Raw genomic sequence first — 14,332 nt, forward strand, 5'->3', positions numbered from 1 at the left:
CTAGGCCTAGAAGGGGGGCTCGTCCGAGTAGCCGCCGCCCTGCTGGCCGCCGCCGGAGTTTCCACCCCAGCCGCCGCCACCGCCGCCGCCCTGCTGGCCACCGGCGGGAGCACCGGTCGCCCACGGGTCGTCGGCGGGAGCACCGCCGCCCTGCTGGCCACCGCCGGAGTTTCCACCCCAGCCGCCGCCACCCTGGCCGCCGCCACCGCCGCTGTATCCACCCTGGCCACCGCGAGCGCCACCGGAGGTCTTGGTGACCTTGGCCGTGGCGCTGCGCAGGCTGGCGCCGACTTCTTCGACGTCCAGTTCGTAGACCGTGCGCTTGACGCCCTCACGGTCCTCGTAGGACCGCTGCTTCAGCCGGCCCTGCACGATGACGCGCATGCCTCGCTGGAGCGACTCCGCGACGTTCTCCGCCGCCTGACGCCAGACCGAGCAGGTCAGGAACAGGCTCTCGCCGTCCTTCCACTCGTTCGTCTGGCGGTCGAAAGTGCGGGGAGTGGACGCGACACGGAACTTCGCGACCGCCGCACCGGAGGGGGTGAAGCGCAGCTCGGGGTCATCGACAAGATTGCCGACGACCGTGATGACGGTCTCGCCTGCCATGGGGGAACCTCTCGGCGGGTTTGCTCTGGCTGCTTGGTTGCTGCTACTCGAATCCCGAGATCAGCTGAGCTGGAGAGCTCAGTGGGTCTCGGGGCGGAGGACCTTGGTCCGGAGGACCGACTCGTTCAGGTTCATCTGGCGGTCGAGCTCCTTGACGATCGCGGGCTCAGCCTGCAGATCGATGACCGAGTAGATGCCCTCGGGCTTCTTCTTGATCTCGTACGAGAGACGACGACGGCCCCAGGTGTCGACCTTCTCGACCTTGCCGTTGCCCTCACGGACGACGGAGAGGAAGTTCTCGATCAGGGGGGCGACGGCGCGCTCCTCCAGATCGGGGTCGAGGATGACCATCACCTCGTAATGACGCATGTGGAACCCACCTCCTTTGGACTCAGCGGCCACGGTCGTTCCGTGGCAGGAGGGTTGTGATGCGTACGCAACGGTATCCGCGGGCACTGACAATCGGGGGTGACCTCGCGGTTTCCCCGAGCTGGCCCGGGCAGACATCGGTGCAGACGGTACACAGTACCCGCACACCCGCTTCCGGTTGAAATCCGGCCGCCGTCGCCCACAATCTGTACACATCGGGTGTGTATGGCGCTACGATGCGCCGCCTTCCGCAGGAGGTGCCCTATGGCACAGGCATTGCGACCCAACACCGTCGGAGGCCTCTTCGCCACGGACGGAAAGTCTCATCCCCTCCAGGACACCCTGCTTGTGGTGACCCTGGTGCTGGGAATCACGTCGTTCATCACGGCTCAGTTCGACTTCTTGCACCTGCTCAGCTCCTGGACGGGTCTGGTCGGCATCCTCACCGGTGCGTACGGCCAGTGGGTCTCGGAGACGACCCGTGAACGCTTCGGCCTGATCCTGGGTCTCGGCGCCTCCGGATTCGGCTTCTTCCTCGGCATGGCGCACGGCGGGCTCTTCGGCGGCTTCTGACGCCAGGGGCAATGCCTTCCTCGCACCGGCCACGGAGGCAGTCCTCCGAACACCGGTAGAACAGCGCATAGAACACTCTCGAACGCCTCGGCGCACCAGAAGCCGGGGCGAAGCTCCCGTACGCCCAGTCGGGGCGCTCCCGAGGCGCAGTAGGCTTCGGCGCGAGAGCCGGAGCCCCTGTACCCATGGGGACACACCAGCCCGAGGAGCGCCCCGAATGAGCCTGACCCTGAGGACGATCAGTCGCGAGCAGCATCTGGCATACATCCAGAGCCTGCCGGCGGCGAGCCACATGCAGGTCCCGGCATGGGCTGACGTCAAGGCGGAATGGCGCTCGGAGAGCCTCGGCTGGTTCGACAAGAGCGGTGAGCTGGTCGGCGCGGGTCTCGTCCTCTACCGGCAGCTGCCCAAGATCAAGCGCTATCTCGCCTATCTGCCCGAGGGCCCGGTCATCAACTGGTTCGCACCGAACCTGACCGACTGGCTGGAACCGATGCTCGCGCACCTCAAGCAGCAGGGCGCCTTCTCCGTGAAGATGGGCCCTCCGGTGATCATCCGGCGCTGGGAGGCCACCTCCATCAAGGCGGGCATCCAGAACCCGGACGTGAAGCGGCTGCGCGACATCGAGGCCGACTTCATCGAGCCGCGTGCCTTCGAGGTCGCCGACAAGCTCCGTCGCATGGGCTGGCAGCAGGGCGAGGACGGCGGCGCCGGCTTCGGCGACGTACAGCCCCGCTACGTCTACCAGGTGCCGCTGGCCAACCGGTCCCTCGAAGAGGTCCACAAGAACTTCAACCAGCTGTGGCGGCGCAACATCAAGAAGGCCGAGAAGGCCGGCGTCGAGGTCGTCCAGGGCGGTTACCAGGACCTCGAGGAATGGCAGCGCCTGTACGAAATCACGGCCGTGCGCGACCACTTCCGGCCGCGCCCGCTGTCGTACTTCCAGCGCATGTGGACGGCCCTCAACACCGAGGACCCCAACCGCATGCGGCTGTACTTCGCCCGCCACAACGGAGTGAACCTGTCGGCGGCGACGATGCTGATCGTCGGCGGCCATGTCTGGTACTCCTACGGCGCCTCCGACAACATCGGCCGTGAGGTCCGGCCCTCGAACGCGATGCAGTGGCGCATGCTGCGCGACGCCTACGCGCTCGGCGCCACCGTCTACGACCTGCGCGGCATCTCCGACTCGCTGGACGAGACGGACCACCTCTTCGGCCTGATCCAGTTCAAGGTGGGCACGGGCGGCCAGGCCGCCGAGTACCTCGGTGAGTGGGACTTCCCGCTCAACAAGCTGCTCCACAAGGCGCTCGACATCTACATGTCGCGTCGCTGACCTTGTGTTCTCTGCTTCGATACCGTCAACAGCTGCACCGTCGATAGCTTCCATATCTCTGATACACCGCAGCCACGAGAAAGGTTCCAGGTCCGGCCATGGCGCTCACGCTCTACGTCGACACTGCGCGCTGGCGGGCGCACCACAAGCACGTGCAGGAGCAGTTCCCGGGGCTCGTCCCGGTCTGCAAGGGCAACGGCTACGGGTTCGGGCACGAGCGGCTGGCGGAGGAGGCCACGCGACTGGGCTCGGACATCCTCGCGATCGGCACGACGTACGAGGCCGCGCGCATCAAGGACTGGTTCGGCGGTGACCTGCTGGTTCTGACGCCGTACCGGCGCGGCGAGGAGCCGGTGCCGCTGCCCGACCGGGTCATCCGCTCCGTGTCGTCGGTGGACGGCGTGTACGGCCTCGTGGGCGCCCGTGTCGTCATCGAGGTGATGTCCTCGATGAAGCGGCACGGCGTCAGCGAGCGCGACCTGCCGCAGTTGCACTCCGCCATCGAGAACGTCCGGCTGGAGGGCTTCGCCATCCACCTGCCGCTGGACCGCACCGACGGCTCGGACGCCGTCGAGGAGGTCATCGGCTGGATGGACCGTCTGCGTGCGGCTCGTCTGCCGTTGCACACGATGTTCGTCAGCCACCTCAAGGCCGAGGAACTCGCCCGCCTCCAGCAGCAGTTCCCGCAGACCCGCTTCCGCGCCCGCATCGGCACGCGGCTGTGGCTGGGGGACCACGACGCCACCGAGTACCGCGGCGCGGTCCTGGACGTCACGCGCGTTTCCAAGGGCGACCGCTTCGGCTACCGGCAGCAGAAGGCGGCCTCTGACGGCTTCCTGGTGGTCGTGGCGGGCGGTACGTCGCACGGGGTGGGCCTGGAGGCCCCGAAGGCCCTCCACGGCGTCATGCCGCGCGCCAAGGGCGTCGCAAGGGCCGGCCTGGCCACGGTCAACCGGAACCTTTCTCCCTTCGTGTGGGGAGGCAAGCAGCGCTGGTTCGCGGAGCCACCGCACATGCAGGTCTCGATCCTGTTCGTCCCGTCGGACGCCCCGGAGCCGAAGGTCGGGGACGAGCTGGTCGCCCATCTGCGGCACACCACCACGCAGTTCGACCGGCTCGTCGACCGCTGAGTCGCCGCCGCTCGGCGACTGAACGACCGCCGCTCGGCAACGCCGTAACCAAGAAAGGCCGTACACGGAATCCTCCGTGTACGGCCTTTTCCTTCGTCGGCCTACTCCGTCTACGGCCTTTGGCGTGCTGTCCCTACGCCCTGTTCGCTCAGAGCGAACTCCCGCTCGGGCCCTGGTTGCCCCACTCCACCTGAGGCCCCTCGAAGTGGGCCGCATGCCGCGGTGGATGGGCCGCGGCGCCGAACACGAACACGTCCTCCGCCCTGTCGAGGACACCGCCCGAGGGGTCGTCGTCGCCGGCTCGGCGCACCGGGTCGCGCTCCGGCATGAGGATGTCCCGTACGACGACGGCGCACAGGTACAGCGTCCCCAGCAGGTGCAGGCCGATGGCCCAGTGGTAGCCGTCGGGCGGCAGCCCCTTGTGGGCGTCCCCGCTGGTCGTGTACGCGAGGTACATCCAGATCCCGAGGAAGTACGCCACCTCGCACGCCTGCCAGATGAGGAAGTCCCGCCACCTCGGCCGGGCCAGGACGGCCAAGGGCACCAGCCAGAGGACGTACTGCGGCGAGTAGACCTTGTTGGTGAGGATGAACGCCGCGACGATCAGGAAGGCCAGCTGGGCGAAGCGTGGACGTCGCGGCGCGGTGAGCGTGAGTGCGGCGACGCCGACGCAGCACAGCAGCATCAGCAGCGTGGCAAGCGTGTTGACGGTCTCGGTGCTCAGCGGGTCGGTGGAGTTCTGGGCCAGGATCAGCCAGAACGAACCGAAGTCGACGCCTCGCTCCTGGCTGAACCGGTAGAACTGCGACCACCCGTCCCAGGCGAGGAGCATCACCGGAAGGTTCACGACCAGCCAGGCGATCACGGTGCCGCCCAGCGCCTTGCCGAAGTCCCGCCACTTGCCCGCGCGCCAGCACAGGACGAGCAACGGGCCGAGCAGGAAGACGGGATAGAGCTTGGCGGCCGTGGCGAGTCCCAGCAGGATCCCGAAGGCGACGGAGCGGCCACGCGACCACATCAGCATCGCCGCAGCCGTCAGGGCGACGGCCAGCAGGTCCCAGTTGATGGTCGCGGTCAGCGCGAAGGCGGGCGCCAGGGCGACCAGCAGGCCGTCCCAGGGGCGCCGGGTGTGCGTGCGGCTCACGCAGACGGCGATGACGGCCGCGCACACCATCAGCATCCCGGCGTTGACCATCCAGTACCACTGCTCCTGGTCCTGAATGGTGCCGCTGCCCGGCGTGAGCCAGGAGGCGACCTCCATGAAGACTCCGGTCAGCACCGGGTACTCGAGGTACTCCATGTCACCGGGGAGCTTGTCGAAGTACGGCACGAGCCCGTCGGCGAAGCCGCGCCCCTGGAACAGGTGCGGGATGTCCGAGTAGCAGGCATGCGTGTACTGGGAGCTGGCTCCGAAGAACCAGGCGCCGTTGTAGCAGGGCGCCTTCTGGACCAGCCCGAGAGCGAACATGCCGATCGCCACGAGCGCGACGATCCGCACGGGAGTCCACCAGGACGTCCCGAGCAGGGCACGCCGTCCGATGGGACCGCCGATCAGCTCGCTCCCGCTGGCGGCGACCTCGTCTTCCTTGGTCGGCCGCACCGGGTCCGGCTCGTGCACGCTCGTGGGCGTCGTCTCTGCACTGGGCATGGGGCACATCCTGCCGTACGTGTCTGAGAACGTGGCGAGGGCGAAGGGATGCGGCGGTTGAGTGTTTCACGTGAAACCGACGTTTCACGTGAAACAGGCCGATCACCGGGTCCGCCCGTACGCGCGACAAAGGCCGGTGGCCGGCACCCCTGAGACGGGTGCCGGCCACCGGCCTTTGTCGCGTCAGGTGAGCCTTCGGTCAGCCTGATGGTCCGCCGAAGATGCCTCCGTTGCCGTTGCCATTACCTCCACTGCTATCTGTTTCCGTCTCCGTTGGCGTCGGCGACGAGGTTGTGCCACCGTCGGAGCCACCGTTCTGCCCGCCGTTGCTTGTGTCGCACTGCCAGTCGAATTCGCTACAGGTGCCGGTCGGCGTCGGTGTCGGTGACGTCTCCGACTCCGAGGGCGTCGGTGTCGGCGTCGGACTCTCCTCGACGGTCTCGGTCGGCGTCGGCACCACGGTCGGCGTCGGGGTGTCGTTGATGATCTCCCCGATGGGCTCTGGCTCCGGGAAGTCCTCGTAGTCGATGCCCTTCATGGCCTCAGCCATGTAGTCCTTCCAGACCTGCGCCGGAATGTCACCACCATGGATGGAGGGCACGCCACCGGTGCCGTTCATGGAGAGCAGCTTGCCCTTGCCCGGGTCCGTCCGGAACAGCGTGACGGCTGTGGACAGCTCCCTGGTGTAGCCGACGAACCACGCCGACTTGTTCTCGTCGGTCGTACCCGTCTTGCCGGCCACCGGGAACCCGATGTCCGCGACCTTCTTGCCGGTGCCGTTCTTGACCACGTTCTCCAGGACGTCCGTCACGTTGTTCGCGACGTTCTCGTCCATGGCGATCTGCTCCTCCGGCTTCTCGAACCCGGGGAGCTGCTCGCCGTCCTTGATCACCTTGGTGACCGAGTACGGCTCGAGGTGCGTACCCGAATTGGCGAAGGTGCCATACGCGTCGGCCATGCGGATGGCGCTGGGCGTCGACGTGCCGAGCGAGAAGGACACGTTTCTGAGGTTGCCCTTGTCGAAGAAGCTGGACGAGATGCCCATCTTGTTCGCCATCTTCTGGGTGTTGGAGAGGCCGACGTCGATGCCCAGCTGCGCGAACGGGCTGTTGATCGACTGCTCCATGGCCTTCCTGAGCGTCACCTCGCCCCAGGCCGTGGTGCCCTCGTTCTTCTGCCGGAACGGCTTTCCGTCATTGCCCATGATCGGATCGCCGTTCTGGTCCTTGATCTCCAGAAGGTCGTCGCCGTTGTACTTGGCCAGCGGCGAGAGCGGCTCCCCGTCGGTCTCGTACGTCCCGTACTGCATCGCGGAGGCCAGCACGATGGGCTTCCAGGTCGATCCGACCGGCACACCCAGCGTGTTGGCATTGTTGGAGTAGTGCCCCTTGTCGTAGCCCGCGCCGCCGTACAACGCGACGATGGCTCCGGTCTTGGGATCGACCGACGCACCACCGAACTGGACGTACTTGTCCTTCTCCCGCTTCTTCGGATCGAGGAAGCTCTTCTGCGTCTTCGCGACAGCCGCCGCCAGCTCGTTAACCTTGTCCTTGTCGAAGGTCGTGTAGATCCGGTAGCCGCCCTGCTCCAGGTCCTCGGGAGAGAGACCTGCCTTCTTGGCGACGTACTCCTTGGCGATGTCGATCAGATAGCCGGACTGTCCGGAAAGGTTCGAGTTCTGCTGCTTCAGCTTGGGGAAGTCGCCGACCTTGGCCCGCTCCGCCGGCGCCATGCGTCCGACCTCGACCATGCGGTCCAGGATCCATGACCAGCGTTCCTTGACCCGCTTGGTGTTGTCGGCCGCCGAGGCACCCGCTCCCACACCACCGTCGGGGTTGTAGAAGTTCGGGCCCTTCAGCACGGAGGCGAGGAAAGCGCATTGCGTGGTGGTGAGCTTCTGGGCGTCCACACCGAAGTACGCCTGGGCCGCCGCCTGGATGCCGTAGGCGTTACGGCCGTAGTAGGCGGTGTTCAGGTAGCCCGCGAGGATGTCGTCCTTGGACAGCTGCTGGCCCACCTTGATGGAGATGAACAGCTCCTTGAACTTACGGGAGACCGTCTGCTCCTGGCTCAGGTAGGTGTTCTTGACGAACTGCTGCGTGATCGTCGAACCACCCTGCGTCTCGCCACCCCTCGCCATGTTGAGGAGAGCGCGAGCGATACCGGCCGGGTCGATGCCGTTGTCCTGGTAGAAGGACGCGTTCTCGGCGGAGACCACCGCGTCCTTGATGTCCTTCGGGATCTCGGCATTGCTCACGAGCTGGCGGTTCGTCTGACCACCGGTCGCCGCCATCTGCTTGCCGTTGGACCAGTAGAAGACGTTGTTCTGCGCCAGGGCCGTGTCCTGGGCCTTCGGGATCCCGACCATCGCGTACCCGATGCCCGCGGCGGTCACCAGACCGGCCATGAACGCGAGGAAGGCTCCCGTGACGAGCCGCCACGACGGCACCCAGCGCGCGAAGCCGTCCTTGCCCGCGCGCGGATAGTCAATGAAACGCTTCTTGTCCGGCGGGGCCCCACGTCCTCTGCCACGCCCGGGACCGCCCGGCCCACCTGGGGCCGCTCGACGGCCACCCCTGCCGGGTTCAGGCGCTCTGCGCCGGCTGCTGCCGGCACTTCTCTGGGCCGCGCGTCGTGCTTCGGCGCGGCCGCCGTAGGGACGTTCCTCGCCTACCGAACCGGTGGAACCCGACCCGTACGAGTCGGAGGGAGATCCGGTGGCGCCTCGCGGTGCCGCTCGGCGGCCGGGGGACGAGCCGGCCTGGCCGCGTCGGGCCGCGGCACGTCCGCCTCCCTGCGGCTGCGGCGGTTTGCGACGGTGCTCGCTCATCGAACGACTACTCCTCGGGCAGGCGCACCCCTGGGCGCCTGTCAACGGCGGCGGTTTTCCGGTCCCCCCGGAGTACGGATGTGGCCGGTTCCTCATTCACCCGTACTGCACCAAGGATGACGACGCCCTCAGGTGTCACTCGGTTCCCGGTGTTGTGCATGGCGCACAGACTACGCACCGTCAAAGTCCACCTAGCCCCGAACTTCACCCCAAATCAGGCAACTCGCTCCACATGAATCGTTGATGTGATCCCGTTCACCGTTCCCCCACTTGTCGCGCCCGGAAGGCCGTTCTATCGTCTAGATGTATCGAGTCGATACATCAGCGCGAGATAAGACGAGGAGGCGAGGGGTGAGCCGACGGTCCGGGATCCTCGAGTTCGCCGTACTCGGACTGCTGCGCGAGTCCCCGATGCACGGCTACGAGCTGCGCAAACGACTCAATACGTCGCTGGGCGTGTTCCGTGCGTTCAGCTACGGCACGCTCTATCCCTGCCTCAAGACGCTGGTCGCCAACGGCTGGTTGATCGAGGAACCGGGGAACACCACCGAGGACGCGCTCGCCGCACCACTCGCGGGCCGTCGCGCCAAGATCGTCTACCGGTTGACGGCGGAAGGTAAGGAGCACTTCGAGGAGTTGCTCTCCCAGACCGGACCCGACGCGTACGAGGACGAGCATTTCGCTGCCCGATTCGCCTTCTTCGGACGCACACCCCAGGACGTGCGCATGCGCGTGCTGGAGGGTCGCCGCAGCCGACTGGAGGAGCGCCTGGAGAAGATGCGCGCCTCCCTGGCGCGCACCCGGGAGCGCCTCGACGACTACACGCTTGAGCTCCAGCGCCACGGGATGGAGTCCGTGGAGCGCGAAGTGCGCTGGCTGAACGAGCTCATCGAGAGCGAGCGGGCCGGGCGGGACCTGAAGGGTTCCGCTTCCGGGGGGTCCGCCGAGCAGGACACCACAAATGGAGAGCCGGGCGATCTGCCCCGTCCCGGGGACATCCCCAGGACGGATTCGCCCGGCGACACCGCCACGTGAGAGCCCAGTCAGGGCCTCACTCGTACACACAGGGAGCAACCGGAATGGGTTCGGTTCGGGTAGCCGTCGTCGGCGTGGGCAACTGTGCCGCGTCGCTGGTTCAGGGAGTCGAGTACTACAAGGACGCCGACCCGGCGTCGAAGGTCCCCGGCCTGATGCACGTGCAGTTCGGCGACTACCACGTCAGTGACGTCGAGTTCGTCGCCGCGTTCGATGTCGACGCGAAGAAGGTCGGCCTCGACCTCGTGGACGCCATCGGCGCCAGCGAGAACAACACGATCAAGATCTGTGACGTGCCCCGTTCCGGCGTGACCGTCCAGCGCGGTCACACCCTCGACGGCCTCGGCAAGTACTACCGCGAGACCATCGAGGAGTCGGCCGAGGCTCCGGTCGACGTCGTCCAGATCCTCAAGGACAAGCAGGTCGACGTCCTCGTCTGCTACCTGCCCGTCGGCTCCGAGGACGCGGCGAAGTTCTACGCCCAGTGCGCCATCGACGCCAAGGTCGCCTTCGTCAACGCCCTGCCGGTGTTCATCGCCGGTACGAAGGAATGGGCTGACAAGTTCACCGCGGCGGGCGTCCCGATCGTCGGCGACGACATCAAGTCCCAGGTCGGCGCCACCATCACGCACCGCGTCATGGCGAAGCTGTTCGAGGACCGCGGCGTCGTCCTGGACCGCACGATGCAGCTGAACGTCGGCGGCAACATGGACTTCAAGAACATGCTCGAGCGCGAGCGCCTGGAGTCCAAGAAGATCTCCAAGACGCAGGCCGTCACCTCCCAGATCCCCGACCGGGACCTCGGCGAGAAGAACGTCCACATCGGTCCGTCCGACTACGTCGCGTGGCTCGACGACCGCAAGTGGGCCTACGTCCGCCTCGAGGGCCGCGCCTTCGGTGACGTCCCGCTGAACCTGGAGTACAAGCTCGAGGTCTGGGACTCCCCGAACTCCGCCGGCGTCATCATCGACGCCCTGCGCGCCGCGAAGATCGCCAAGGACCGCGGCATCGGCGGCCCGATCCTGTCGGCGTCGAGCTACTTCATGAAGTCCCCGCCGGTCCAGTACTTCGACGACGAGGCCCGCGAGAACGTCGAGAAGTTCATCAAGGGCGAGGTCGAGCGCTAGACGGCTGCACCAAAACGCTCCTGCCAGGGCTGTGGAGGGTCCCCGGGTTGTACCGCCCGGGGACCCTCCCGTATGTGAGGCTGTGCCCCATGTCCGTCGTACGCGACCTGCGGGTCCTGCTGCGCTTCCGGGACTTCCGGCGCCTGCTCGTCGTACGCCTGCTCTCCCAGGGCGCAGACGGCGTCTACCAGACCGCGCTCGCCACGTACGTCGTCTTCTCCCCGGAGAAACAGACCTCGGCCACCGCGATCGCCTCCGCCATGGCGGTCCTGCTCCTGCCGTACTCCCTGGTGGGCCCCTTCTCCGGAGTCCTCCTGGACCGCTGGCGCCGCCGCCAGGTCCTTCTGTACGGCAGCCTGCTGCGCACCTTGCTGGCCTCGGCGACCGCCGCCCTGATCATCACCGAGGTCCCGGACTGGCTCTTCTACGTCTCCGCCCTGTGCGTCACCGCCGTCAACCGCTTCGTCCTGTCCGGCCTGTCCGCCGCGCTGCCACGCGTGGTCGACGAAGAGCGGCTCGTGATCGCCAACTCCCTTTCCCCGACCGCCGGAACGCTCGCCGCGACCGCCGGCGCCGGCTTCGCCTTCCTCGTACGGCTGGTGATCTGGGACTCCGATGCCGCCGTGGTGCTGCTGGGAGCCGCCCTGTACCTGTGCGCCGGACTCGCCGCCCTGCGCATGGCACCGGAACTGCTCGGTCCCGACCGTGAGTTGATGCAGCCACATCTCGCTGCGGCCCTCTCAGGCACCGCACGCGACCTGGCGGCAGGCGTACGCCATCTCTCCACTCCGCCACGCCGCGAGGCCGCCTGGGCGCTGTTCGCGATGACCCTGATGCGGTTCTGCTACGGCGCCCTGCTGGTCATGCTGCTGATGCTGTGCCGGTACGCCTTCTCCTCCAACGCCGATGACGGACTCGCTCTGCTGGGGCTGGCGTTGGCCATCTCCGCAGCCGGCTTCTTCGCGGCGGCCGTGCTGACCCCCTGGGCCGCAACACGGCTCGGCCCCGGCCGCTGGATCGCCGTGTGCGCGGGTGCCGCCGCCGTCCTGGTGGCCGTACTCGGCCTGCCCTTCGCCACAACTCCCATGCTGGTCGCGGCATTCGTGCTGGGACTGACGACGCAGGGCGCGAAGATCGCGACGGACACGATCGTGCAGTCCTCGGTCGAGGACGGCTTCCGTGGCCGGACCTTCTCCGTCTACGACGTTCTGTTCAACGTCGCCTTCGTCGGAGCCGCCGGAGTGGCCGCCCTGATACTGCCGCCGGACGGCCGTTCGGCCCCTCTGGTGGTCACAGTCGCCTTTATCTATGCGGCAGTTGCTGCGGCTATGGCCCGCTTTGAGTATCGGTCTGTGTCACATCAATGACACGGAGCCACTCCCGAGTACGAAGTTGTCAGTGGGGCCCGGTAGCTTACGTCCGTCTTACATCGCGCCATTGTTCGCGATCACACACCCATGTTCCAGGGGGACTCCCAAGTGACAACGCCGCCGCAGGGTAATCCATTCGCCCAGGGCCAGAACCCGTACGCCCAGGGCCAGCAGCCGCAGGGACAGGCTCCGTACCCGCAGCAGCCGGGTCAGCCGGGCTTCCCGCAGGGCGGGGCACCGTACGCACCGGTTCCGCCGCAGCCGCCGCGCCGCAGGTTCAGCTTCAAGACGATCAAGAACGTCCTCATCGGCGTGGGCGTCGTGACGGCGATCATCGTTGGCTACATAGCCAGCCTGGACGACGCGGACCAGGCCAAGGTGGGCGACTGCCTGAAGTCCTCCTCGTCGTCGAGCTCGGACGACAGCATGGAGGTCGTGGACTGCTCCTCCTCCGAGGCCGAGGCCAAGGTGCTCAAGAAGGTCGACGGCACCTACACCGAGTTCACCGCCGAAACCGAGTGCCGCAAGGTCAGTGGCGCCACCAGCTTCTACGCCCAGACCGGCGACGGCGACAACTTCGTCCTGTGCCTCTCGGACGTGTGATCTGACGTCTCCGCACAACTGAGGGGCTGTGTTTCACGTGAAACACAGCCCCTCAGTGCGTACCGCTCTCCACGGAACGGGGTCGATGTTTCACGTGAAACATCGACCCCGTTCCACAGTCTCAGCTCTGCTCGGCCCACCACTCCTTGAGTGCGGCCACCGCCTCGGCATGCTCCATCGGCCCGTTCTCCAGCCGCAGCTCCAGCATGTGCTGGTACGCGCTGCCGATGACCGGACCAGGCCCGACGCCGAGGATTTCCATGATCTCGTTGCCGTCGAGGTCGGGGCGGATGGCGTCGAGTTCCTCCTGCTCCTGGAGCTGGGAGATCCGGTCCTCAAGGCCGTCGTAGGCACTGGACAGTGCCGCCGCCTTGCGCTTGTTCCGCGTCGTGCAGTCCGAGCGGGTCAGCTTGTGGAGTCGGTCGAGGAGCGGGCCGGCGTCGCGGACGTAGCGTCGGACGGCGGAGTCCGTCCACTCCCCGGTGCCGTAGCCATGGAAGCGCAGGTGGAGTTCGACCAGACGTGAGACGTCCTTCACCAGCTCGTTGGAGTACTTGAGCGCCGTCATGCGCTTCTTCGTCATCTTCGCGCCGACCACCTCATGGTGATGGAACGAGACCCGGCCGTCGTTCTCGAAGCGCCGTGTGCGCGGCTTGCCGATGTCGTGCAGCAGGGCGGACAGCCGGAGGGTCAGGTCGGGACCGTTCTCCTCCAGCTCCATCGCCTGCTCCAGGACGATCAGCGTGTGCTCGTAGACGTCCTTGTGACGGTGATGCTCGTCGCTCTCCAGACGCAGCGCCGGCAGCTCAGGCAGCACATGGTCGGCGAGCCCGGTGTCGACCAGCAGCGTCAGGCCCTTGCGGGGGTGAGCGGAGACGATCAGCTTGTTCAGCTCGTCCCGAACCCGCTCCGCCGAGACGATCTCGATCCGCCCGGCCATCTCCGTCATGGCCGTCACCACCTCGGGCGCCACCTCGAAGTCGAGCTGGGCCGCGAAGCGCGCCGCTCGCATCATGCGCAGCGGGTCGTCCGAGAAGGACGCTTCCGGGGTACCCGGAGTCCGCAGGACGCGCGCCGCGAGGTCCTCGAGCCCGCCGTGCGGGTCGACGAACTCCTTCTCCGGCAGCGCGACCGCCATCGCGTTGACCGTGAAGTCGCGGCGGACGAGGTCCTCCTCGATCGAGTTGCCGTAGGACACCTCGGGCTTGCGTGACGTCCGGTCGTACGCCTCCGAGCGGTAGGTCGTGACCTCGATCTGGTAGCCGTCCTTCTGGGCACCGACCGTGCCGAAGGCGATCCCGACCTCCCACACCGCGTCCGCCCACGGGCGCACGATCTTCAGTACGTCCTCGGGACGGGCGTCGGTCGTGAAGTCGAGGTCATTGCCGAGCCGAGCGAGCAGAGCGTCCCGGACCGATCCACCGACCAGGGCGAGTGAGAACCCGGCCTCCTGGAAGCGGCGGGCAAGGTCGTCGGCGACAGGCGCGACCCGCAGCAGCTCACTCACCGCGCGGTGCTGCACCTGACTCAGGACACTGGACTTGTCTTCGTTGGCGTTCGGCACAACAGAAGAGGGTACGTGGCCCGGGCGACCCGGAGCGCCTCCATTAAACGTGCACAGCGCGGGCACAGACGCCTCCGTCGGTGCAGCCCGAGGGCTGCGTCACATCCTTTACGACTTGGTGACGACCTCCCTTTATAAATG

12 protein-coding genes are annotated in these 14,332 nt (G+C 67.0%); 7 read left to right on the forward strand and 5 right to left on the reverse strand.

What is annotated here, in order from left to right; all coding sequences use genetic code 11:
- Window positions 1–6: 6 nt before the first annotated feature.
- Window positions 7–606 carry a single-stranded DNA-binding protein gene (locus tag OG254_RS24820; RefSeq protein WP_405585542.1) on the reverse strand — a complete coding sequence of 200 codons (600 nt, stop codon included), beginning with the start codon at window positions 604–606 and terminating at the stop codon, window positions 7–9.
- Window positions 607–684: 78 nt separating this feature from the next.
- Window positions 685–975, reverse strand: coding sequence for a 30S ribosomal protein S6 (rpsF, locus tag OG254_RS24825; RefSeq protein WP_010353482.1), 291 nt, complete (start codon window positions 973–975; stop codon window positions 685–687).
- 264 nt (window positions 976–1,239) lie between these two features.
- On the opposite strand from rpsF, the gene OG254_RS24830 reads away from it, so the two are divergent.
- The 3 genes from OG254_RS24830 to OG254_RS24840 all read left to right on the forward strand — a co-directional run bounded on the left by OG254_RS24830 (window position 1,240) and on the right by OG254_RS24840 (window position 4,014).
- Complete coding sequence (locus OG254_RS24830) at window positions 1,240–1,548, forward strand: hypothetical protein (protein WP_351196027.1); 309 nt, start codon at window positions 1,240–1,242, stop codon at window positions 1,546–1,548.
- 217 nt (window positions 1,549–1,765) lie between these two features.
- A complete protein-coding gene (gene femX, locus OG254_RS24835; RefSeq protein WP_351196029.1) occupies window positions 1,766–2,884 on the forward strand; it encodes a peptidoglycan bridge formation glycyltransferase FemX in 1,119 nt (372 codons plus the stop codon).
- Between the two features lie 98 nt (window positions 2,885–2,982).
- Entirely contained in the window at window positions 2,983–4,014 is a 1,032-nt protein-coding gene (locus OG254_RS24840; RefSeq protein WP_351196031.1) for an alanine racemase, read from the forward strand.
- A 148-nt stretch (window positions 4,015–4,162) separates the two neighbouring features.
- On the opposite strand, the gene OG254_RS24845 is transcribed toward OG254_RS24840, so the two are convergent.
- Together OG254_RS24845 and OG254_RS24850 are read right to left on the reverse strand one after the other, a co-directional pair.
- Complete coding sequence (locus OG254_RS24845; protein WP_405585547.1) at window positions 4,163–5,662, reverse strand: glycosyltransferase family 87 protein; 1,500 nt, start codon at window positions 5,660–5,662, stop codon at window positions 4,163–4,165.
- Between the two features lie 199 nt (window positions 5,663–5,861).
- Window positions 5,862–8,492, reverse strand: a complete 2,631-nt coding sequence (locus OG254_RS24850; RefSeq protein ID WP_405585550.1) for a transglycosylase domain-containing protein — start codon at window positions 8,490–8,492, stop codon at window positions 5,862–5,864.
- Window positions 8,493–8,843: 351 nt separating this feature from the next.
- Between OG254_RS24850 and OG254_RS24855 the strand changes: the two genes are divergently transcribed.
- From OG254_RS24855 to OG254_RS24870, 4 genes are all read left to right on the forward strand, one after another.
- Window positions 8,844–9,527, forward strand: a complete 684-nt coding sequence (locus OG254_RS24855) for a PadR family transcriptional regulator (protein WP_405585553.1) — start codon at window positions 8,844–8,846, stop codon at window positions 9,525–9,527.
- A 44-nt stretch (window positions 9,528–9,571) separates the two neighbouring features.
- Window positions 9,572–10,654, forward strand: a complete 1,083-nt coding sequence (locus tag OG254_RS24860) for an inositol-3-phosphate synthase (RefSeq protein ID WP_148000318.1) — start codon at window positions 9,572–9,574, stop codon at window positions 10,652–10,654.
- 89 nt (window positions 10,655–10,743) lie between these two features.
- On the forward strand, window positions 10,744–12,021 hold the full coding sequence (locus OG254_RS24865; protein ID WP_405585557.1) for an MFS transporter: 1,278 nt from the start codon (window positions 10,744–10,746) through the stop codon (window positions 12,019–12,021).
- Between the two features lie 111 nt (window positions 12,022–12,132).
- Window positions 12,133–12,627 carry a hypothetical protein gene (locus tag OG254_RS24870; RefSeq protein WP_405585560.1) on the forward strand — a complete coding sequence of 165 codons (495 nt, stop codon included), beginning with the start codon at window positions 12,133–12,135 and terminating at the stop codon, window positions 12,625–12,627.
- Window positions 12,628–12,748: 121 nt separating this feature from the next.
- On the opposite strand, the gene OG254_RS24875 is transcribed toward OG254_RS24870, so the two are convergent.
- Complete coding sequence (locus OG254_RS24875) at window positions 12,749–14,191, reverse strand: CCA tRNA nucleotidyltransferase (protein ID WP_405585563.1); 1,443 nt, start codon at window positions 14,189–14,191, stop codon at window positions 12,749–12,751.
- Window positions 14,192–14,332: the final 141 nt, after the last annotated feature.

Source organism: Streptomyces sp. NBC_01092 (genome assembly GCF_045039535.1).
In the GTDB taxonomy this organism is placed as follows: Bacteria; Actinomycetota; Actinomycetes; order Streptomycetales; family Streptomycetaceae; genus Streptomyces.

Coding starts and splice junctions, on each gene's coding strand:
- OG254_RS24860 (WP_148000318.1), top strand. CDS start 9,572: ATGGGTTCGGTTCGGGTAGCCGTCGTCGGCGTGGGCAACTGTGCCGCG.
- OG254_RS24845 (WP_405585547.1), bottom strand. CDS start 5,662: ATGCCCAGTGCAGAGACGACGCCCACGAGCGTGCACGAGCCGGACCCG.
- OG254_RS24865 (WP_405585557.1), top strand. CDS start 10,744: ATGTCCGTCGTACGCGACCTGCGGGTCCTGCTGCGCTTCCGGGACTTC.
- rpsF (WP_010353482.1), bottom strand. CDS start 975: ATGCGTCATTACGAGGTGATGGTCATCCTCGACCCCGATCTGGAGGAG.
- OG254_RS24830 (WP_351196027.1), top strand. CDS start 1,240: ATGGCACAGGCATTGCGACCCAACACCGTCGGAGGCCTCTTCGCCACG.
- OG254_RS24820 (WP_405585542.1), bottom strand. CDS start 606: ATGGCAGGCGAGACCGTCATCACGGTCGTCGGCAATCTTGTCGATGAC.
- OG254_RS24850 (WP_405585550.1), bottom strand. CDS start 8,492: ATGAGCGAGCACCGTCGCAAACCGCCGCAGCCGCAGGGAGGCGGACGT.
- femX (WP_351196029.1), top strand. CDS start 1,766: ATGAGCCTGACCCTGAGGACGATCAGTCGCGAGCAGCATCTGGCATAC.
- OG254_RS24840 (WP_351196031.1), top strand. CDS start 2,983: ATGGCGCTCACGCTCTACGTCGACACTGCGCGCTGGCGGGCGCACCAC.